Origin of the sequence: Mesorhizobium sp. LNHC209A00 (assembly GCF_000502915.1) — a bacterium.
GTDB lineage: Bacteria > Pseudomonadota > Alphaproteobacteria > Rhizobiales > Rhizobiaceae > Mesorhizobium.
Map to the genome: position 1 here is coordinate 316,063 of NZ_AYWT01000006.1, position 19,837 is coordinate 335,899.

Sequence of the window (19,837 nt, forward strand, 5' to 3'; positions counted from 1 at the left end):
CTGCAGGCGTCTCAGCCCGCCTTGGCCAGCAACGCCATGGCGGTGTCGCTGTCGGTGATCAGCACATTGGCGCTGACAGCCTTGAGCGCTGCGAGGATTGCCGCCACCTTGCGCTTTCCGCCGGCGGCCAGCACGACATTCGGCACATGGGCGACGACATCGAGATCGATCGCCATGACGCGCCGGTTGACTTCGTGGTCGACGAGCCTGCCGGTGGCATCGACGAAATAGCACAGCATGTTGGCGACCGCGCCTTTTGCCTTCAAGGGTGTAATCAGCGATGACGGCACGATGCCATGCTGGAAGATGGTTGCATCGGGCGACATGTCGCCGACGGTGAGCAATGCGATATCGGCCGCCGCGGCGCGCCGGCGCACGTCCTGCAGCGTCGGCTGGGCCCACAGGAGATCGCGCAGTGAAGGGTCCTCCACCATTACCGGCGCCGTGATCTGATAGCTGTCGACCTCGAATACATCGGCGACCTTGGCGGCCACGATCGACGGATTGATCCATTGCGAATGCGGCAGGCTGCCGACAAGCGCCACCACGGAGGCGCGCTTCAAGTGCCGGCGGGCGAGGAAGCTCACGCTGGCATGCAGCGTGGCGCCACCGCCGATCGCCAGCGTCATGCCATCATGCATCTGCTCGCCGAGATAGGCCGCCACGGCGTGGCCGATGGCCTTCTCCAGATGGTCGTGAACCGAGGGTGTCGGGATGACGACCGCGGCGTTGAGGGCCCAGCGTTTTTCCAGTTTCCGCTCAAGCGCCACCTGTTCGGCTGTCGGCGCGTTGATCGTGGTAACGACGATACCTTCAGCGGTACAGGCGGCCAGCGTACGCATGACCTTCACCCTGGAGACACCGAGCTTTTCGGCGATCTGCTCCTGCGTGAAGCCCTCGACGTAATAGAGCCATGCCGTCTTGACGCTGAGGTCCGACGAGACCATCGGCAGGCGAGCCGGTGCGGGCTTTTGCGTGGGCATGGATTGTCGTCCCTCATGCGTCATGGCGGCCGGCGTTGTCCTCATCCGGGAAAGGCCGCTCTTATGTCAATCGGATGCCGGGTTCGCGGCAGGCCGATTATCGCATAATTGTGATCATTTGTAATTGACATCGTACATATGAACATATTTTGTTGGTTTCACGCGCTGTGTCATCCACCAGTCATATGCGCCGTGCAGGGAGGAAGAGACGGGGTGCTGGCCAGGGGCCGGACCGGTCATGCACAGACAAGACAGGAGGTCTCATGAAGACGCACTTCATCAAGCAGTTGGCTAGCCAGCTGGCGCTCGCGGCAACTTTGTTTGCCGGCGTGGCAAATGCTGAAACACTGACGCTCTACACATCCCAGCCCGAGGCAGACGCAGCCAAGACCGTGGATGCCTTCAAGAAGGCACAGCCCGACATCGACGTCACCATCTATCGCTCCGGAACCAGCGACATCCTGACCAAGCTGGCGGCCGAGTTCGCCGCAGGCAGCCCGCAGCCCGACGTGCTGCTGATCGCCGACGCGGTGTCGATGGAACTGCTGAAGAAGGACGACCGGCTGCTGGCCTATCCCGAGGCCAAGCTCGACGGCATCGAGGCGGATGCCTATGACGCCGACAAAACTTATTTCGGCAGCAAGCTGATCACCACCGGCATCGTCTACAACACCGCTGCCGCCGAAAAACCGCAGCATTGGGCGGACCTCGCCAAGCCGGCCTATGCCGACAGCCTGGTCATGCCGAGCCCGCTCTATTCCGGTGCGGCCGCCTACCTGCTTTCGGGCTTCGTCGGCGACAGCAATTATGGCTGGGATTTCTTCCAGAAGCTGAAGACCAACAATACCGTCAGCGTGCGCGGCAATGGCGCGGTGCTGAAGTCGGTGGCATCGGGCGAGAAGCCCTATGGCATCCTCGTCGATTTCATGGCGATGAACGCCAAGAAGAAGGGTTCGCCCGTCGAATTCGTGTTCCCCTCTGAAGGCGTGCCGGCCGTGACAGAACCAGTGGCCATCATGAAGACAGCCAAGAACGTCGACGGCGCGAAAAAGTTCGTCGACTTCATTCTGTCCGATGAAGGCCAGAAGCTGGCACTGTCGATGGGTTACCTGCCGGCACGCGCCTCGGTCGGTCGTCCCGAATGGCTGCCGGAAGGCGTGAAGGTCAACGTGACGCCGTTCGACACCAAGGCGATCGTCGCCAAGACCGACGCCGACAAGGCGAAGTTCCAGGACCTGTTCGGCGGCTGAGCCGGCAACGCGGCGGGATGCCGTTTCGACGGCATGCCGCCCGCACCGATCCCAGGAAACGCAATCATGCCGACACGCATCAGAGAGAGCCGGGGCCAGGAAATGGTCCTGACGGCGGCGGTGGCCGTCGTTATCGTCCTGCTTTCGCTGCTGCCCACGCTGCGCCTCGTCAAGGAGATCGTGGCACCCGGCGGTGTCTTGTCGACGGTGGCCGTGGAGGCCGGACTTGCCAGCCGCGCAACCTGGATCGCGACATGGCATACGCTGGTCGTCGGCATCGGCGGCACTCTTCTGGCGGTGCTGTCGGGAACACTGGTGGCGGTGCTCGTCTCGCTGACCGACATACGTGGCCGAAGCGCCCTCGTGCTCTGCTACGTCATGCCGCTGATGATCGCGCCGCAGGTGACGGCGCTGGCCTGGCTGCAACTGTTCGGCCCTGCCAGCCCATTCCTCAAGCTTTTCGGTGCAGCGCCGCCGCTCGGCACGAAGAACCCGCTCTACTCGACCTCGGGCATCATCCTTTTGCTCGGCGTCCAATACGGCCCGCTCGTGTTCCTGCTGGTGCGGGCCGGCCTGCGCAAGCTGCCGCGCGAGCTGGTCGAGGCCGCGCGGGCCGGCGGCGCCGGCTGGTTCACCGTACTGATCACCATCGTGTTGCCTTTGATGACGCCGTCGATCATGGCGGCCGCGGCGCTGGCCTTCGTCTCCTGCGTCGGCAATTTCGGCATTCCAGCCTTCCTCGGCATTCCCGCCAACTATCTGGTGCTGCCGACGCTCATCTATCAGAAGCTGGCCGGCGGGGGGCCGGCGGTACTCGGCGAGACCGCGTTCCTGTCGGTGCTGATCGGCATCATCGCCATGGCCGGCATCCTTGCCCAGGAGGTGGTGAGCCGCCGTCGGGACTACCGCATCTCCTCGACATCGCTGCCTGCCGAACCCTATGAACTGCGCCGCTGGCGGCCGGTCGCCGAGGCCGGCCTGTGGCTGCTCATCGTGCTGGTGCTGGTCCTGCCGCTGTTCGGGCTCGTACTGACCTCGCTGGTGCCGGGCTACGGCATCGCACTCACCGCCAAGACGGCGACGCTCGACAATTACCGCTTCGTGCTGTTCGAACACGATGCCGCCAACCGCGCCTTCTTCAACAGTTTCTGGCTGTCGATCGCCGCCGCCTTCTTCGCGGTCGTCGTTGCCGTGCCGGTCGGCTACCTCATCGCTTGGGGCAAGCAGCGCTGGGTGCGACTGCTCAATTTGTCGGTCGAACTGCCGTACGCCTTGCCCGGCGTGGTGCTGGCGATCGCCTCGCTGCTCTTGTTCCTGCGGCCGATTCCGCTAACCGGCGTCCAGCTCTACAACACCGTCTGGATCATCCTCTACGCCTATCTCGCCCGCTTCCTGGTGCTGGCGCTGCGGCCGACCATCAGCGGCTACCACCAGATCGATCGGGCACTTGAAGAAGCCGCACAGGTGGCGGGCGCCGGCCTGTTCACGCGCATGCGCACCATCGTCTTTCCGCTGGTCGCGCCGGCGGCGATCGCCGGCGGCCTGCTGATCTTCATGACGGCGCTCAGCGAACTCACCGTCTCGGCGCTGCTGTGGTCGTCGGACTCGGAGACTATTGGCGTTGTCATGTTTTCCTTCGAGCAGGGCGGCGATTCCAATTATGCAGCGGCGATGTCGGTCATCACGGTCGCGGTCACCTTCGTGCTGATGCTGGTGACCAACCTGCTTGCCCCTCATCTTCCGAGCGGAGTTCTGCCATGGCGCGACTAACCCTGGACCATGTGACCAAAAGCTTCGCCGATTTCGACGCCGTGAAGGATGTCTCGATAGATGTCGCTGACGGCGAGTTTCTGGCGGTGCTCGGCCCCTCCGGCTGTGGCAAGACGACATTGCTGCGACTGGTCGCCGGTTTCGAAAAGGTGACCTCGGGCGAAATCCGCATCGGCAGCGATGTCGTGTCGAACAGCGGCGGCAGCGTCGCGCCGGAAAAGCGGCGCGTCGGCATCGTCTTCCAGAATTACGCGCTGTGGCCGCATATGAGCGTCGCCGAGAATATTGGGTATTCGCTGAAGGTGGCTAAGCTCGACAAGGCGGTTGCGCGCCAAAAAGTGGAAGACGCGCTCGCCTTGGTCAATCTGCAGGGGCTGGGCGAGCGCCGGCCCGCCAATCTTTCCGGCGGCCAGCGCCAGCGCGTGGCCTTGGCGCGTTGCCTGGTGGCGACACCCTCGCTGGTGCTATTCGACGAGCCGCTCGCCAACCTCGACGTCCATCTCAGAGCATCGATGGAGGACGAGTTCGCCGCCTTCCACAAGCGCACGGGCACGACCATCGTCTACATCACCCACGACCAGGCCGAGGCGATGGCGCTGGCCGACCGCATCGCGGTGATGGACCATGGACGCCTGGCGCAGCTCGCGACCCCGCGCGAACTCTATCATAAGCCGGCAAATGAAATGGTAGCCTCCTTCATTTCACAAGGCATTCTGCTTCCGGCGGACGTGTTGGCCAGCGAGGAAAACGGCCATTGCAAGGTCCGGGTTCTCGGAACCGAGCTGGTGGTCCGTTGCCGGCTTGGCGAGCGGCCGCGCGCCGGCGCCAAGATCTGCTGCCGCTCCGCCGATATCGAGCTTTCGGCCGATGCCTCGGGCGTCGACGGTCTCGTCAAGCGGGCAATCTACCAGGGCGGCGCGGCGCGGATTGAATTCGCACCGGCCGCTGGTCCCGACCTCACCTTGCATTTCGAGCAGCCCGACCCGGTTGTGCTGGTGAACGGGGCGCAAGCGCGCCTGCGCATAAAATCCGGCTGGCTGGTCCCGGCGGCGGGGACGGCCCCGTGATGATGGTGGACCTTGCCGGCGGCTTCGGAGAAAAGGGCCGCACCAGCCTCGCCCTCAACAGCGGCGACCATCGCATCCTGCTCGATGTCGGCATCAAGGTCGGCGCTTCGGGGGCGGAATACTATCCAGCGCTCAACGGACAGATCGACAATATCGACGCCGTTTTCGTTTCGCATGCCCATGAGGATCATGTCGGCGCGCTGAGCTGGCTGTTGTCACGCGGCTATAGCGGTCCGATCTTCATGACGGCGGAGACCCGCGCCGAGGCGCCGGCCACGCTCGCCGCCTATGCCGAGCCGGAGGATTTCAGGCGATTTCCCTTGCCCGAAAACCGCATCGAGCTCTTCGAGCCCGGCGACACGCTCACGAGCGGCAATCTCGTCGTCAGCACGGGACGTTCAGGTCATGTCGCTGGCGGGGTCTGGTTCGCCGTCGATGACGGGACAAGCCGCGTCGCCTATTCCGCCGATGTGGTGCCTGACAGCAATGTGTTCGTCATGGACACGATCCGGCACTGCGATCTCCTGGTCTTCGATGCCTCCTACGGCGCGGATCCCGTGCCGGGGGCTGCCCGGGCGCAAGAAATTTCCGAATGGGTGGCGCGGCATCCGCAGGGATGCCTCTTGCCGACGCCGCTGTCTGGCCGATCGCTGGAACTGATCGCGGCCTTGCCCGGGTCGTTCGCCATTCACGCCGGCATGCGTTCGTCGCTCGAAGCGCAGGTCGCCGCCACTTCAGCGCTGCTGCCGGGCGCATCCGAGATGCTGCGCTTGCGGCTGCGGAGTGCCGTGGACTGGACCGACGCCGACCCGCTGCCTTCGCTGCCCCTGCTGGCCGATGACGGCATGGGCGAGGCCGGCCCGTCGTCGCTACTGTTGCCTCGCGCCGACGATGCCGGGTTTCCGGTGCTGCTCACCGGACATCTGCCCTTGGGCTCTCCGGGCGATCTCATGCACAAGGCCGGCCGGGCGGACTGGATCCGCATGCCCACTCACCCGACACTATCGGGCAATGTCGGCATCTGGGAGAAGGCGGGACGCCCCAGGGCACTGGGGCATTCCTGCGCCCCCGATCTTCTTGGCGAGTTGAAAGGCCATATCCCGTCGTTGCTCACGCAATGCCGTACGGGCCAACGCATCACGGTGCGGCAAGGAAGCGCATCATGAGAATCCTGATCTGCAACGATGACGGCATCGAAGCGCAGGGTCTTGCCCGTCTCGTGAATGCCGTTCGCGGGTTGAGCGACGATGTCTGGCTGGTTGCGCCGGACGGCAAGCGCACCGCCGCCGGCTCGTCGCTGACCATCGCCAGGCAGCTGATGATGCGGCGCGTCAAGCCGAACTGGTATTCGTGCTCCGGCACGCCAGCCGATTGCGTGGTGAGCGCCATGACGTGGCTGTTCGCCGAGGCGAAGAAGCCGGATCTGGTGCTGTCGGGCATCAATGACGGCCGCAACGTCGCCGAGGATATCGCCTATTCCGGCACGCTGGGTATTGCCCGCGAAGCGACTTTCTGGGGCGTACCGGCGATCGGCTTTTCGCGCGTGAAGAATCCTGAATTCGCCGATGGCGACGACGAATGGCTGGGCAGGCTGATCGCCTCGCTCTGGCAATCGCGCGCCGATTGGGCGACAGAGGGACATTGGCTGAGCGTCAACCTGCCGACCGCGCTGCCGGCCGAAATCCGACAGCCGCGCATCGGCCGCGACAAGATCGGCCGCACGGCCGAGGTGATGGAAAGCGACGGCGATCGCACGGTCATCACCGTGCCGCGTGGGCGCGCGCATGCCAGTGGGCCGGGCGACGAAAACGCGGCGATCGATGCCGGCTTCGTCAGCATCAACCGGCTGAACTGGTTTGGCGAAACGCGGCTGGACGAAGGATTTCTGGACGGAATCCCACGCTGGCGGCAAAGCTAGCCGATCTCGCTGCGCGGCATCATTCAGATCACCAAGCTGTCAGCGGCTAAATGGCGCCAATCCGGTCCTTATGCTTGAAGCCGCCGCTATTTCATTCCACATCGGAAAAGATGAAGGACGAGACACGCGAATGGCGCCGGAATCTGCTGTGGGCCTTGGCCGCATCGCTGGTGCTGCATGCGCTTGTCGCATCGTTCTTCATCCAAGGCCTGTCAAAAGCCTCACAAGAGCCGCAGCAGGAGCAACCGATAAGCGTCGCGCTCGTGCCTCCGCCCGACAAGCCAAAACCGCAGCCGCTCAAGGCCGAGAAACCGCCGGAACCGAAGGCTGAGAAGCCCCCCGAGCAGAAGGTTGAAAAACCACCCGAACAGCCGCGCAAACAACCTGATGACACCGCTTTGAAGCGCGTTTTCCAGTATGGCGACAAAGATACAGGACCGAAGAAATCCCCGGATGGGGCGGCGGCCAAGGACAATGCGCCGTCGCCTGCAAAGGATGACGCTTCGAAGCCTCCGGTTGAGCCCAAGTCCGCCGAGGACAACCCCCCCGCCACGGCAAACGCGGAGCCGCGGCCGGATGCGAGCAAGGCCGATGAGAATCCGCCAACCGAGCCGACCGTCGCCAAGCCCACGCCGAGCGAGGATAGGCAGGTCACGGAGGACGCTGATAAACGGCTGGCTGCGCCAAAAGCCGCCGATCAGCAAGCAGCCGTAGAGCCGAAGCCGTCGCCAGCCGAGAGCGACGCCAAGACCGGGCCCGCGACCGAAAAGCCCAAGGCCAAAGTCGTCAAGACGATGAAGTTCAAGTCAGAAAAGGCCCTGAAGTCCCGGGCCGGAAAAGCCACCGCCTCAAATCCCACGAACGACGCAGGTGCTGGATCACCGATGTATTCCGGTCTTCCGGGGGTTCGGAGACTCTACTCGCAGGGTGCTACCGGCGACGCGTTGGCCACGAGTTCCATGAGCGGCGTACCTCGTAGTCAGCGCGTTGCGACCCTATGCGCCAACGTGCTGGACCAGGAGCTGCAGGGTGCCGACTATTCTCCCAAATGGCTGCCGACGATCCCGCTGAAAACCGGCAATGTTCTCGACCGCCCCGAAGCGGCCTTCAGCACGACAACCACATGGTACCAACTGAGCTTCCGATGCGAGGTGGATGCCGAGGCGACCAGGGTCCTGTCGTTCGGCTTCCGTGTCGGCTCCGAGATTCCACGCAGCGAATGGCCGCCAAACCATCCTCTTTAGCCTCTGCCACTTAGGCTGGCACACCAAGTCCAGCCAATTGCCGGCTAACTTCATGCCAGTCGGCGCAGACGAGATCGGCGCCGGCCGCCGTCAGCCGTGCGGCATGCTCGGCATAGGTATGGCCGCCGCCGGTGTAGCCGATCGCCGTCATGCCGGCGGCAACCGCGCCCTGGATGCCGAAAGGCGAGTCCTCGATGACGATGCAGTCGGCTGGGTTGGCGCCCATCCCGGCAGCCGCGAAAAGGAAGATGTCCGGCGCCGGCTTGCCGTTCTTGACCATCGAGGAACTGTAGATCGCATCGCCGAAGAAGCGTGCCAGTCCGGTCACCGCCAGGCTGTGGTTTATACGCTCGATGGAGGATGAAGAGGCAACGCAGCGGTCGCCTGCAAGCGTTTCCAGAAACGAGCCTATTCCAGGCGTTGGCTTCAACTCTTCGGTGAAAAGCACCTTGGTCTCGGCCCAGATATCGCCGTCGGCCGACGCGGGAAACTGATGGCCGGTCAACTCCTTGATCCTGACGATGATGTCGGCCTGTTTCATGCCGACGCACTGGGCGATGATGCCGCCGTGAACGCCCGGCATGCCATGCTTATCGTAGACACGTTCATAGGCCTTGGCGGCCAGCGGCTCGCTGTCGACGAGAACGCCGTCGCAATCGAAAATGATCAGTCTTGACGGCGCCACGCGTTTCTCCCGGCCTCTGTCAGATTTCGCACATCGCTATCGGCAAAAAGTCAAATGTTCAATAGCGGGCACGCTCGGCCTCGTGGATAGGGGGTAATAGAGGCCGATTCAAAGCTGGCGCAAGACGTCGCTGGCGCGGGAGGACCCTAGCGCCCGCTGCATGGCCTGCCGCGACTGTGCGCGATCGGGCGTGATCCAGTTCGGTTCCGCCCCCAGGAAGCGGTCGAGGAAAGCCACGGCATACGCCGGAATTTCGGTGACGTTCTCGCGATAGGACCACCAGGTGCGCAGGTCGTCGGCGCATTTGTCGATACTGGGCGCCGAGCCAAACTCCTGCTCGTGGATCGCCGAAATCACCGAGACACAGTAGTTGGTGTAGAGAAAGCCTTCCGGCCAGAAACGGATGATGTCCAGCGTGCCGGCATTCTGATCCGTTTCGATGAGCTGGGTGAGGCCGGAGATTTCCCGAGCAGGCGCCTGTTTTATCAGTTCGCACAGCACGAGGCCGGCGGCAAAGACGATGAAATCGGCGCGGTCGATCGCGGCAAAACGCTTCTGCGCTTCCATGACCTCGACCCAATCGAGAAAAGCCCGGGTCAGCTTCGCCTCGTCGATGTCGAAGCGTACGCCGAATGTGTCCGAAACCACCTTGGCGCTGCCGCGGAAGGTGGCGCGGAACCAGCGCAACTGCCGCAGCCGGTGGCGCAGGTCGGGCATGAGGGCCAGTTCGTCCCTGAAGGGCAGTTCCATTTCCTGTATCCCGTTTCCCAACAGGTTATCACAGTCGTGCCGTCGCGGTAATCGCGCAGCGGCCCTGTGGATGACCGTGGTAGAGGCCAATATCATACATATTGACATTGGCGGAAACAAATGTTCTCACTTTGCTGTTGTCGCGCGCCGGTCCAAGGTGCGCCTCGACCGAGGCTTCGGGAGGAGAACCGAATGGCGATTTGGCAGTGGGGACTGCTTCTGCTGGTTATTGTGTGGGCGTTGCAGTCGCTCGGCGTCTGGCTGCAGATGCGGCACTATTCGGATGTCTTCCGCGGCGTCACCGACCAGTTCAAGGACGGCTTCGTGGGAGCCGGCAATTTTCGCGGCCGATTTGCCAAGGGAACGATCGCGCTGGTCGTGGTTACGCCCGACTTGATCGTGCGCCGCATGATGGTGATGAGCGGGCGTTCCGTGTTCACCAAATTCAAGCGACATGAAGAATTCGAGGGCGTTCCCCTCGATCGACTCCGGTCCAACCCTGCGATCATGGGGGAGGGGGAACCCGGTGTGGCCGAGGCCGTGAAGCGGGCGATCGAACAGATCGACAAAGCACGGTCGGAGCCGGGGAAGAAGCCGGGTTTGGCCGGCTTGAATGTAGCAAGGGCTTAGAGGAGGCCGTGCGCCGACTGGGATCTACCGGCGGGCCGGCATAAGGAGGAGAAATGTCTGTATTTTCGTTGTTGGCGCAGCATGCCGACATGGCCGTGCACAATTTGCATGTCGCGGGTGCCATGGTCTCGGATGCTGCATTGCATGGCAAGCTCGCCGTCGAGCATGCTTCCGATCATCTCGTGGTCCTGGCGCAGGCGCAGACCGACAGCGGGCCGGTCACCGCCGATCAGCTGAAGGAGCAGCTGAAAAACCTGCAGCAGGAAGAGCAGCTTGGCTGGCTCACTGCCATCGGCAAGTACTTCATCGGCATTTTCCAGAAGGGCGGCGAGGTTTTCGCCGGCTTTGTCACCGGCATCATCCCGACGCTTGTGGTGCTGATGACCGCTTTTTACGCCGTCACCGAACTTGTCGGCGAAGAGCGGGTTCACGGTCTGGCGCGTGGTGCTGGCCGTATCGCGCTGACTCGCTACACCGTGCTGCCGCTGCTGGCGGTGTTCTTCCTCACCAACCCGATGGCTTACACCTTCGGCTCGTTCCTGGAGGAAAAGCACAAGCCGGCCTTCTATGACGCGGCCGTGTCCTACGTGCATCCGCCGCTCGGCCTCTTTCCGCACATCAACCCTGGCGAATATTTCGTCTGGGGAGGCATGCTCGTGGCCTTGCTCGATCTCGAGAAGCGGGGCGTCATTGCCGCCGGCTACCATGTCAAGGTTGCCATCTGGTACGCCATCGTCGGCCTCGTCGTCATCCTGCTCAAGGGCATGCTGACCGAGCGCATCACCGCCATCATGGCACGCCGCCAGGGCGTCGAGCTGTAAGGGCGGGGAGGACATCATGGCCAAGACATACAAAGCCGTACGGATCACCCGGGGCAAAACAGGGTGGGGCGGTCCGCTTGTGATCGAGCCGACCGAACAGCGCAGCAAGGTTGTTTCAGTCACCGGTGGTGGTATTCATCCGGTGGCGCAGCTCATCGCCGATATGACCGGCGCTGAAGCCGTCGACGGCTTCAGGGCGCCGCCGATCGAAAGCGAAATGGCGGTTGTCGTCGTCGACTGCGGCGGCACCGCGCGATGCGGCGTCTATCCGCGCAAGCGTATCCCGACCGTCAACCTGACGCCGGTCGGACAGTCCGGGCCGCTCGCCCAGTTCATCACCGAGGATATCTACGTTTCGGGCGTCAAGCCGGCCGACGTCACAATGGCGGACGGGTCCGAGGCGGTCACGACTGCAGGGGGAGCAGCATCGATGAGTTCGACCAACAACACAGCGACGCCGACGGCGCTGCCCAGCGAGGGTGGCCTGATCGGTTTCATCAGCACGATCGGCCGCGTCATGGGTCGTGTCGTCGGCATCTTCTTCAATGCCGGCCGCCGCACCATCGACCAGGTCATCCGCAACGTGCTGCCGTTCATGGCTTTCGTGACAATGCTCATCGGCCTGATCCTGTATACCGGCGTCGGTGACGTGCTGGCGCAGCCGATGGGTCCGCTGGCCAACAATATCGTCGGTCTGCTGATCATCTCGGCCATTTGCGGCCTGCCGTTCCTGTCGCCCATCCTGGGGCCAGGCGCTGTTATCGCGCAGGTTATCGGCGTCGCCATCATCGGCCCGCAGATTGCCAACGGCACGATCTCCCCGGCGATGGCGCTGCCGGCTCTGTTTGCCTACAACACCCAGGTGGGCTGCGACTTCGTTCCCGTCGGCCTTGCACTGGGTGAAGCCAAGCCGAAAACCATCGAAATCGGCGTGCCGGCGGTGCTCATCAGCCGCCAGATCATGGGTCCGGTCTCGGTGCTGATCGCCTGGGTCGTCTCCCTGATCGTGTTTTAAACACCAGAAATAACGAGGTTCGCCATATGTCGGTTCTTCTCAAGACACGGGTCACGGCAATAGGACCCGAAGTGGCGGACCTCGCCGAGGGCGGCGTGGTCATTCTGTTCGCGGATGGCTCGCCACCGGAGCTTGCCGAGGTCTCGGTGCTCCACAAGACGGAGATCGGACCCAGCGACGGCGCGCCTGAACAGGGCGCGTCGATCACCCTTGGCCCGGTTTCGGCTGTCATAACCGCCGTCGGCTCCAGCGCCTGGAGCAAGGTGCTCGAGATGGGCCACGTCGTCATCTCGTTCAACGGCGCCACCGAGGCCGAAAGGCCGGGCGAGATCTGCGCATCCCAGGTCGATACGCGAGCCCTCGTGGCTGCCCTGAAGACAGACACGATCATCACCATCGCCGCCTGAAAGCATTCGCGCCCAGCCAGTCTGGCTTTGGCGCCCAAAAAAGCAGAGTATTCGCCATGGAACGCTCGACCATCGTCAGAGTGCATGAAGGTTTGCACGCCCGTCCCGCCACGCGCTTCGTCAAGCTCGCCAAGGCTTTCGAATCCGACGTCGAACTGGTCAAGGACGGCAAGGCGGTCAGTGCCAAGAGCTCGGTCAAGCTGATGCTGCTGGCGGTCAAGGAAAACCAGGAAGTCACCGTGCGGGCGAACGGCGCCGACGCCATCGAGGCGATCGAGGCGCTGATCGGCTATCTCGAAAACCCCAAGGCGGGTCTCGACGACGAAGAAACCCACGCTCCAGCCAATGACCACGGCAAGGAAGCGGCACCCGCGCCAGCGCCCCGATCCGCGCCCGCCCTATCAGACGAAGCAAGCAGTGGTTTGCGCGGCGTCGCTGCAAGCGAGGGCGTCGCCATCGGGCCCGCTTTCGCACATTTCCCGCCTGACATCGCCGGGCAGGGCCGCATGCTGCAGGCCGATGAGATCGCCGGCGAGATCGACAGGTTTCACGCCGCCGTCGCCGCCGTCCAGGCACGCATGGACCGGGCGTTGGCGCAGGATAGCCTGTCGGCCGGGGACCAGGGCATCGTCGCGGCGCTGAGGGATATCGCCGCCGACGACAGCCTGACCGGCGAGGCCGAGAAGGCAATCAAGGGCGGCAATGACGCTGTCTCGGCCACGATCACCGCAGCCTCCACCATCGCCGCCGACTTCAGCGCCGTCGACGATCATTATCTCAATGCGCGGGCAGACGATGTCCATGCGGTCGGACGGCAGATCAGCCTGGTGCTGCTTGGCCAGGATGACGCCAGCCTCGAAAACATCCCGCAAGGCGCGATTCTGATCGCCGATGATATCGGCGCCTGGGATCTGGCGCGGGCGCCGCTGAAACGCATCGGCGGCGTGGTGTGCGGCCATGGCGGCGCTACCTCGCACATTGCCATCATCGCCCGCTCGCATGGCATTCCGGCGGTGCTCGGCCTTGGCGACCGGATCCACCTTTTGCGCAAGGCGCAAGAGGTGGCGCTCGACGGCAACAGCGGCCAGGTGATCATCGACCCCGATGCGGCGACGCGCGCCGATTTCGCCGGTCGTGTCGAAGCGGCGGCGAAGGAGCGTGCCGGCCTGGCCGCCTTCAAGACGGTGACGCCGAAGCTGGCGGACGGCAGGGTCATCGAGGTCGCGGCCAATATCGGCTCGCTGGAAGAGATCGAGGCGGCGCAAGAGGCCGGCGCCATGGGTGTCGGCCTGTTCCGCACCGAGCTCCTGTTCATGCGCCATATGCACCTTCCGTCGGAGGACATGCAGGCCGAGACCTATGCGGCGCTGGCCAAGGCCTTCGCACCCTATCCGGTCATCGTGCGCACGCTCGACATCGGCGGCGACAAGCCGATTGCCGGCATCGAGTTCCCCGACGAGGAGAACCCCTTCCTCGGTTGGCGGGGCATCCGCATGTGCCTCGACCGGCCCGATATCTTCAAGCGCCAGCTAAGGGCGCTGCTGAGGGCCGCCGTGCATGGCAACATCAAGGTGATGCTGCCGATGGTCTCCGATCTCGGCGAGGTGCGGCAGACGCGCGTTCTTGTCGACGAATGCGCCGCCGAACTCAAGGCCGAAGGCGTGCCGCATGCGACGTTCGATCTCGGCGTGATGATCGAAACCCCGGCCGCCGTGCTGATCGCCCCGGCACTGGCCAAGGAAGTGGCTTTCTTCTCGATCGGCACCAACGACCTGACCCAGTACATCATGGCCGCCGACCGGCTCAACCCGACCGTTGCGAAGCTCAACGACGTCACCAATCCGGCGGTCATGTCGGCGATCGAGCTGACGGCCAAGGCCGGCGTCGCCGCCGGCATCATGGTCGGCATGTGCGGCGAGGCGGCGGGCCGGCCGGATCTCATTCCGGCCTTCCTGGAGATGGGTTTGACCGAGCTGTCGATGAGCCCGGCCTCGATCCAGCGCGCCAAGAAGACGATCACGGCGATGGCAGCCGGGGAGTAGTTCCGCAATCGCCGCTGGAGCTTACGGCAGATGCGCAAGCAAGGTGGCGAATACAGGTGTCAATTCATCGACCGGGCTCGCCTTGGCGCACGCTTGGGCAATGCGCTCATGACGTATGTCGGCCGCCAGAATTGCGATTTCCAGCATGTCGGGCTCCGGCGCGCCGTCGCGACCGGTGGTCGCCAGGCCGCAGGCCAGGACGACCGGCGCCAGGCAGCTTATGTCGAGCGCCTGGCCGTCAGCGGCGTTCGTTTCCGGCGCGGCTTCGCCAAAGCGGACCGGACGCTGGTTGAGCAACTCGACCAGCAGTGCCGCGCAGATGGCCGCGATGGCCTGCAGTCCGGCACGCGGCGCGGCCAGCGCAGCCAACAATTCGCCATGGCGTTTGCGCATGGCCGCGTGGACGGCGGCGAACCCGGCTTCATGGATACGGGCGTGGTCGATCTTCAGCCCGGCAAGCACCGCCTTGGTCAGATAGTACATATCGCGCCGGAACAAGCGCTCGGCGCTCAATTGCTGGTCTTCGTCACCGGCCGGGAAATAGGTGGCGAGCCCTTTTACAGTCGTTCCGTCCACCCTTATCGGGCGCTCGTGCGGGACAAAGGATTCGGCGATCGACAGCGCTTCGTCGACGGCACTCGCGGCATGACTGAGCAGGCCTTCGATGCCCTTGCCCGGAAATGGCGGCAGATGGCTGGTTGCTTCGCGCAGCAGGCTGGCATCGCTGGCGCGGTCGTGGCGGCTCTGGCGGATGATGTCGCGGACTTCCCGCAGCCGGTCCTTGAGGTTGACGCGGACATCTTCGGAGATTTGTCGGAGCATCGCGGTTAGCCTCGAATGTGCCGTGCGGCGCCATCCGTGACGGGCGCCACCCACTCTACATTGTTCCTATCGATTGGTAGATCAATAGGCGATACTAGACCAGCATGCAGAATCGGCGACGGCGCGCCGTCGCGGGGGAGGGATGATTGGCCAGGGGACGACAAATCGTGGAAAGGCGGGCCGATGAAAGGCGGGCCGAGGAAAGGCGGGCAGGAGCCGAAGCGACCGAGCAGGTCGTCAGCGAGAGCCGCACGGACCGCCTCAGGATCCGCGCCGCCTGGATGTATTTCGTCGAGCAGATGACGCAGAACGAGATCGCCGATGTGCTCGGCGTCGGCCGCGTCACCATCGTGCGCATGCTGGCGGAGGCGCGGTCGCGCAACGAGGTCAAGATTACCATCGAGAGCGAGCTTCTGGAGATCGTGCGGCTGGAGCGCGCGCTGGAAAAAACCTTCGGCCTGCAGCAGGCCCTGGTGGCGCCGCTGACGGCGGCCAGTGCCGATCCGATCCCGGCAATAGCCGCCAAGACCGGCATGTTCCTGTCCGACGCGATGAAATCCGGCATGCAGGTCGGTGTCGGCTGGGGCAATACACTGTTCCACACCTTGCCGTTCATCAGCGCCAAGTCGCTGACCGATTTCAAGGTGATTTCGCTGCTTGGCGGCGTCGGCGTCGCGCGCCGGGTCAACCCGGCCGAGTTCGCCTGGCGCTTCGCCCAGATTTTTCAGGGCGACGGCTATCTGATGCCGACGCCAGCCGTCGTCGACAGCGTCGAGACCAAGATCGCGCTGATCGAACGCTGCGGCCTGCAGGAAGTTTTTGAAATGGCCGACGCACTCGATGCCGTTCTGCTGAGTGTCGGCGGGATCGCTTCGGCCACCACCTTCTCGCGCGGCGGCTTCCTAAGGGAAGCGGACCGGGAGGCGCTGCTGGCGCGCGGCGCCGTCGGGGACCTCCTGTTCCACTTCTACGACCGCAACGGCGATCTGGTCGACCATCCCGTCAACAACCATGTGATGTCGGTGGATGTCGACCGGCTGCGCAAGGCGCCAATCCGCATTCTGACCTCCGGCGGCGCGGAGAAGACCGACGCCCTGCTCGGCGCAATGAACCTGATCGCGCCCACAATCCTGATCACCGACGAGGAGAGTGCAAGGCGGATCCTGGCGGCGGTCAGCGAAAGCTGAAGGACCACACCGTATAGTCCGGCCAAGCCTTATGCTCATCGAAGACTGCGGCGAGGTCAGGCGCGTCGGCCAATATCCCACCCATCACCAGTGCCGTCGCGATGCCGACTCCGTTGCCGCCAGCAATATCGTGTTCGACGCTGTCGCCGACGCAGACCACGCTGCCGCGCTCCGGTTCGCCGGCCAACGCGAGCGCCGCTTCGAAGATCCCCGGATAGGGTTTGCCGATGCGCGTGACGCTGCCGCCCAGGCTTTCGTAGAGATCGGCGATCTCGCCTGCGCCGAAGCGGGGTCCGATCGCCGTCAGCATGATCTTGTCTGGATTGGTGCAGAAGCACGGCACTTGTCGCGTTGCAGCCGGGGCCAGCAGCCTGCGATAGTGGTCGAGGCCGTAGCGATCTCCCTCGCTGGCCGCGATCAGCACCAGTTCAGCCTCTTCACCGGCTTCGCATAGCGCGAAGGGCAGGCCTTCGATCGCGCTACGGTCGCCGTCGCGGCTGATCAGCAGGCATTTCGTGCCGGACCGCAACGCTCCGGACGCCGTCATGTCGTGAAAGCGTCGCCACGCCACCTCGCCCGAAGACACGAAATGGTCCCAGCTGCCGGCCGCGAAGCCAAGCTTCAGCAGGCGATCCTCGTTGGGCCGGGCGCGCTTGCCGGAATTTGAAACCAGCACCACGGTTTTGCCGGCGCGCTTCAGCGTGGACAATGCATCCACCGAGCCAGGATAGGGAGCCTGGCCATCATGCAGCACGCCGAACTGGTCGAGCAGGAAGATTTGGTAGCGTTCCGCCAGCGGTGCGATGCTATCGAGGTGTTCGACGTTCATAGAAGCCCTGTCTCGCTTGCGCCCTTCAGCGCCAGCCGTGCGGTACCCGCGGCTGCCTCGTCCGACAGGGCCGGCAGGAACGCGACGCCGAGCTTGCGCTGCCGGATCGCGCTCCACGCCGGATTGGCGGCGCCGCCGCCGACGCTGCGGATCGAGGTTAGGGCCGGCGCGCCGAGTTCGGCCAGCCTGCCGTAGCCAAGCGCTTCGATGGCCGCCATGCCCTCGAACATCGCCTTGAGGTAATCGGCATCGTCAGCAGGCCGAGGGGTGAGCCGTGGGGGCAAGCCCGGATCGGCGATGGGGAACCGTTCGCCAGCCGTCCCAAGCGGATAGTAGTCGAGGCCGGTCTCGGTCGCCGGGTCGATCATCGCGCTGAGCTCGATGATCCGCGCGAGCGGAAAATGCCGCGCCAGCACCTTGCCACCGGAATTCGATGCGCCGCCGGCTAGCCAGGTGTCGCCAAGACGATGGCTGTAGATACCGAAGCGCGGCGCCGAGATCGGCCGGTCGGACAGGATCTTGATGGTCAGCGAGGAACCCAATGCGGTGACGCCGTCGCCGGCTGCCGTAGCGCCCGTCGCCAGGAATGAGGCGCAGCCGTCCGTGGTGCCTGCAACCACAACCACATCGCGCGGCAGGCCGAAAAGCGTGGCGGCGGCCGTGGTGAGCGTGCCGGTGACCTCGCCCGGCTCGACGACATCAGGCAGTAAATTCATGCGCATGCCGGTGGCCGCGATCCAATGAGGCCAGTGGCGGGCCTCGACGTCATAGCCGGTCTTGAGCGCATTGTTCTCGTCGCTGACGTCGAAGCGTCCGGACAGGTTGCCGGCGATCCAGTCGGCCTGGTGCAGCACGCCCGCCATGCCGGGCAAGCGCTGGAATCGGAGCGCCTTGGCGAGGCCTGAAGTCGGCCCGTGGGCGGCGCTCGCTTCCGGCGCCTCGCGCGCGACGATGGTCACGATGTCTACGTCATCGACCTTGTCGTTGTACATCAGCGGCTCGGCCAGGGGCCGCCCATCAGTGTCGACCGGCAGCAGCGTGCCCGATGTGCCGTCGACGGCGATGGCGCGGACCGTGGCACGGTCTATGCTTGAGAGCAGCCCGGCCAGCGCCGCCTGGACCGCCTGCCACCAGGTCGGGGGATCGCGGGGGTTCGGGCCGAACTTGTCGAGAGGCACGGCTGATTGGGCGGCAATGGAAAAATCCTGGCGCATGGCGACCGCGCGGGCGCCGGAGGTGCCGATGTCGATGCCGACGACAAGTGGCGTCATGTCGTCCCGTTCCTTGTCAGGCCGTGCCGGCGGCGTTGAGCTTCTGGCGATACTGCTCGGCGTCCCAGTTGACCAGTTCGTCATTCTCGGCGGCAGTGAGATAGTTCAGCCGCGCCTTGCCATCGACGCGCGTGGTCACGTCGGCCAGGCAACGCTGCATCGCGTCGGCACCGGCGCTGGCGTCGCCGCGCATCAGCACGCCGGCGCCGGGAAACAGGATCGCCGGGGGCGCCGCGCCGAGCCGCGCGACGACGCCGGCTACGTCCTCGCCCGACCTCNGGATAGAGGCTGCCGGCCTCGGCCATATCCAGGCTTTCCGGATCGAGCGCGACAGCATGCGCTTCGATGTCCGCCGGCAATCGGTAGTCGCCGGCCAGCGTCGTCAGGGCGGCGATGTCGGGTGCGGCGGTCGCGCGCGCCGGGCGCGCCAGCAGCGACCGGACGCGGTGCAGCAAGGCCTGCGCCTCGGCGACGGTTTCCGCGGCGACCACCAGCCCGTGATTGCCAAGGATCAGTACGTTGACCCCGGGGCGCAATCTCTCGGCAATGCCACGGGCGAGCGGCAGGCCCGGCCGGAAATAGGGCACCCAGGCCCATTCGATGCCGCCCAGCCGTGTGGCGACCTCGGCCTCGCCATCGGCTTGCACGGCCAGCGAAATCGTGTCGACGCAGTGGACGTGCAGAACCACGCGTTGCGGCATCAAGGCATGAACCGTGGTCTCGATCGACGGACGCAGGCCGCGCCGATTGAGGTCTTCGATGGCGAAGGCCTGTGGCTTGTCGGCGGCCGGGTCGCGACGGTCGACGGCCTCGAGCAGCGGCGCCATCGCCACCGGCACCATGATGTCGTCGCTGAGCGCGTCCTTCAGCCAGGTGCCCGAGGCCTTGATCCACAGCGTGTCGCCGGCCTTGAGCGAGGTGTTCCCGCCCGCCGCCTGCGTCATATGGGGGTTCAGCCCGATGCTGGCCGAAAGCGCCCGCAAGGCGGCCAGTTCCTGTGCATCAGCTTGGGTCGCCATGGCCCTTTTCTCCAACGCTTGCACGAAATCCCGTCGTCGGGACGGGTGTTGGCGCTGGTATCGCAGATGTGAGTGATCTGCGTCAATAGTGATCTACTATCGTCAAAAGCAGCTTGCAATCCAACTA

The 19,837-nt window shown here is 64.5% G+C and carries 18 protein-coding genes and 1 pseudogene; 12 read left to right on the forward strand and 7 right to left on the reverse strand.

Annotation, left to right across the window (positions count from 1 at the left end; all coding sequences use genetic code 11):
• Positions 1-11: 11 nt before the first annotated feature.
• Entirely contained in the window at positions 12-983 is a 972-nt protein-coding gene (locus X739_RS148620; RefSeq protein WP_023794992.1) for a sugar-binding transcriptional regulator, read from the reverse strand.
• A 263-nt stretch (positions 984-1,246) separates the two neighbouring features.
• Between X739_RS148620 and X739_RS148615 the strand changes: the two genes are divergently transcribed.
• The 6 genes from X739_RS148615 (at position 1,247) to X739_RS148590 (ending at position 8,232) form a co-directional block, all read left to right on the forward strand.
• Positions 1,247-2,233 (forward strand): ABC transporter substrate-binding protein, encoded by a 987-nt coding sequence (locus tag X739_RS148615; protein WP_023794993.1) that lies wholly within the window; start codon positions 1,247-1,249, stop codon positions 2,231-2,233.
• A 66-nt stretch (positions 2,234-2,299) separates the two neighbouring features.
• On the forward strand, positions 2,300-4,003 hold the full coding sequence (locus tag X739_RS148610) for an iron ABC transporter permease (RefSeq protein WP_023794994.1): 1,704 nt from the start codon (positions 2,300-2,302) through the stop codon (positions 4,001-4,003).
• Positions 3,991-5,070, forward strand: coding sequence for an ABC transporter ATP-binding protein (locus X739_RS148605; protein ID WP_023774170.1), 1,080 nt, complete (start codon positions 3,991-3,993; stop codon positions 5,068-5,070). Before X739_RS148610 ends, X739_RS148605 begins: the two co-directional genes overlap by 13 nt.
• Positions 5,070-6,236, forward strand: coding sequence for an MBL fold metallo-hydrolase (locus X739_RS148600; RefSeq protein ID WP_023794995.1), 1,167 nt, complete (start codon positions 5,070-5,072; stop codon positions 6,234-6,236). Before X739_RS148605 ends, X739_RS148600 begins: the two co-directional genes overlap by 1 nt.
• Positions 6,233-6,988, forward strand: a complete 756-nt coding sequence (locus tag X739_RS148595; RefSeq protein ID WP_023794996.1) for a 5'/3'-nucleotidase SurE — start codon at positions 6,233-6,235, stop codon at positions 6,986-6,988. Before X739_RS148600 ends, X739_RS148595 begins: the two co-directional genes overlap by 4 nt.
• Positions 6,989-7,098: 110 nt before the next feature.
• Positions 7,099-8,232: a DUF930 domain-containing protein gene (locus X739_RS148590; protein WP_023794997.1), complete on the forward strand. Its 1,134-nt coding sequence runs from the start codon at positions 7,099-7,101 to the stop codon at positions 8,230-8,232.
• Between the two features lie 10 nt (positions 8,233-8,242).
• On the opposite strand, the gene X739_RS148585 is transcribed toward X739_RS148590, so the two are convergent.
• Both X739_RS148585 and X739_RS148580 read right to left on the reverse strand, forming a co-directional pair.
• The gene (locus tag X739_RS148585) at positions 8,243-8,917 is read right to left on the reverse strand and encodes an HAD family phosphatase (RefSeq protein WP_023794998.1); all 675 of its coding nucleotides are present in this window, start codon (positions 8,915-8,917) and stop codon (positions 8,243-8,245) included.
• Between the two features lie 108 nt (positions 8,918-9,025).
• Positions 9,026-9,667 (reverse strand): hypothetical protein, encoded by a 642-nt coding sequence (locus X739_RS148580; protein ID WP_023794999.1) that lies wholly within the window; start codon positions 9,665-9,667, stop codon positions 9,026-9,028.
• A 192-nt stretch (positions 9,668-9,859) separates the two neighbouring features.
• On the opposite strand from X739_RS148580, the gene X739_RS148575 reads away from it, so the two are divergent.
• From X739_RS148575 to ptsP, 5 genes are read left to right on the forward strand one after another with little or no spacing between them, the layout of a single operon-like run.
• The gene (locus tag X739_RS148575; RefSeq protein ID WP_023774176.1) at positions 9,860-10,297 is read left to right on the forward strand and encodes a transcriptional regulator GutM; all 438 of its coding nucleotides are present in this window, start codon (positions 9,860-9,862) and stop codon (positions 10,295-10,297) included.
• 53 nt (positions 10,298-10,350) lie between these two features.
• Positions 10,351-11,118 (forward strand): PTS glucitol/sorbitol transporter subunit IIC, encoded by a 768-nt coding sequence (locus X739_RS148570; protein WP_023795000.1) that lies wholly within the window; start codon positions 10,351-10,353, stop codon positions 11,116-11,118.
• A 16-nt stretch (positions 11,119-11,134) separates the two neighbouring features.
• Positions 11,135-12,133 carry a PTS glucitol/sorbitol transporter subunit IIB gene (locus tag X739_RS148565; RefSeq protein WP_023783623.1) on the forward strand — a complete coding sequence of 333 codons (999 nt, stop codon included), beginning with the start codon at positions 11,135-11,137 and terminating at the stop codon, positions 12,131-12,133.
• Between the two features lie 26 nt (positions 12,134-12,159).
• A complete protein-coding gene (locus X739_RS148560) occupies positions 12,160-12,540 on the forward strand; it encodes a PTS glucitol/sorbitol transporter subunit IIA (protein WP_023783622.1) in 381 nt (126 codons plus the stop codon).
• 56 nt (positions 12,541-12,596) lie between these two features.
• Positions 12,597-14,582, forward strand: coding sequence for a phosphoenolpyruvate--protein phosphotransferase (gene ptsP, locus X739_RS148555; protein ID WP_023795001.1), 1,986 nt, complete (start codon positions 12,597-12,599; stop codon positions 14,580-14,582).
• A 21-nt stretch (positions 14,583-14,603) separates the two neighbouring features.
• Here the strand turns inward: ptsP and X739_RS148550 are convergent, their stop codons facing one another.
• Positions 14,604-15,404, reverse strand: a complete 801-nt coding sequence (locus tag X739_RS148550; protein ID WP_023795002.1) for a hypothetical protein — start codon at positions 15,402-15,404, stop codon at positions 14,604-14,606.
• Positions 15,405-15,571: 167 nt separating this feature from the next.
• On the opposite strand from X739_RS148550, the gene X739_RS148545 reads away from it, so the two are divergent.
• Positions 15,572-16,591: a sugar-binding transcriptional regulator gene (locus X739_RS148545; protein ID WP_084056339.1), complete on the forward strand. Its 1,020-nt coding sequence runs from the start codon at positions 15,572-15,574 to the stop codon at positions 16,589-16,591.
• Here X739_RS148545 and X739_RS148540 read toward each other — a convergent pair.
• The 3 genes and pseudogenes from X739_RS148540 to X739_RS01000000166235 form a co-directional block, all read right to left on the reverse strand.
• Positions 16,578-17,420, reverse strand: a complete 843-nt coding sequence (locus X739_RS148540) for a TIGR01459 family HAD-type hydrolase (RefSeq protein ID WP_023774183.1) — start codon at positions 17,418-17,420, stop codon at positions 16,578-16,580. The two genes, X739_RS148545 and X739_RS148540, sit on opposite strands and share 14 nt — an antisense overlap.
• Positions 17,417-18,691 (reverse strand): FGGY-family carbohydrate kinase, encoded by a 1,275-nt coding sequence (locus X739_RS148535; protein ID WP_023774184.1) that lies wholly within the window; start codon positions 18,689-18,691, stop codon positions 17,417-17,419. The genes X739_RS148540 and X739_RS148535 overlap by 4 nt, the downstream gene beginning before the upstream one ends.
• A gap of 16 nt (positions 18,692-18,707) precedes the next feature.
• A pseudogene (locus tag X739_RS01000000166235) lies at positions 18,708-19,710 on the reverse strand (class II aldolase/adducin family protein).
• Positions 19,711-19,837: the final 127 nt, after the last annotated feature.

Coding starts and splice junctions, on each gene's coding strand:
- X739_RS148620 (WP_023794992.1), bottom strand. CDS start 983: ATGCCCACGCAAAAGCCCGCACCGGCTCGCCTGCCGATGGTCTCGTCG.
- X739_RS148615 (WP_023794993.1), top strand. CDS start 1,247: ATGAAGACGCACTTCATCAAGCAGTTGGCTAGCCAGCTGGCGCTCGCG.
- X739_RS148610 (WP_023794994.1), top strand. CDS start 2,300: ATGCCGACACGCATCAGAGAGAGCCGGGGCCAGGAAATGGTCCTGACG.
- X739_RS148605 (WP_023774170.1), top strand. CDS start 3,991: ATGGCGCGACTAACCCTGGACCATGTGACCAAAAGCTTCGCCGATTTC.
- X739_RS148600 (WP_023794995.1), top strand. CDS start 5,070: ATGATGGTGGACCTTGCCGGCGGCTTCGGAGAAAAGGGCCGCACCAGC.
- X739_RS148595 (WP_023794996.1), top strand. CDS start 6,233: ATGAGAATCCTGATCTGCAACGATGACGGCATCGAAGCGCAGGGTCTT.
- X739_RS148590 (WP_023794997.1), top strand. CDS start 7,099: ATGAAGGACGAGACACGCGAATGGCGCCGGAATCTGCTGTGGGCCTTG.
- X739_RS148580 (WP_023794999.1), bottom strand. CDS start 9,667: ATGGAACTGCCCTTCAGGGACGAACTGGCCCTCATGCCCGACCTGCGC.
- X739_RS148575 (WP_023774176.1), top strand. CDS start 9,860: ATGGCGATTTGGCAGTGGGGACTGCTTCTGCTGGTTATTGTGTGGGCG.
- X739_RS148570 (WP_023795000.1), top strand. CDS start 10,351: ATGTCTGTATTTTCGTTGTTGGCGCAGCATGCCGACATGGCCGTGCAC.
- X739_RS148565 (WP_023783623.1), top strand. CDS start 11,135: ATGGCCAAGACATACAAAGCCGTACGGATCACCCGGGGCAAAACAGGG.
- X739_RS148560 (WP_023783622.1), top strand. CDS start 12,160: ATGTCGGTTCTTCTCAAGACACGGGTCACGGCAATAGGACCCGAAGTG.
- ptsP (WP_023795001.1), top strand. CDS start 12,597: ATGGAACGCTCGACCATCGTCAGAGTGCATGAAGGTTTGCACGCCCGT.
- X739_RS148550 (WP_023795002.1), bottom strand. CDS start 15,404: ATGCTCCGACAAATCTCCGAAGATGTCCGCGTCAACCTCAAGGACCGG.
- X739_RS148540 (WP_023774183.1), bottom strand. CDS start 17,420: ATGAACGTCGAACACCTCGATAGCATCGCACCGCTGGCGGAACGCTAC.
- X739_RS148535 (WP_023774184.1), bottom strand. CDS start 18,691: ATGACGCCACTTGTCGTCGGCATCGACATCGGCACCTCCGGCGCCCGC.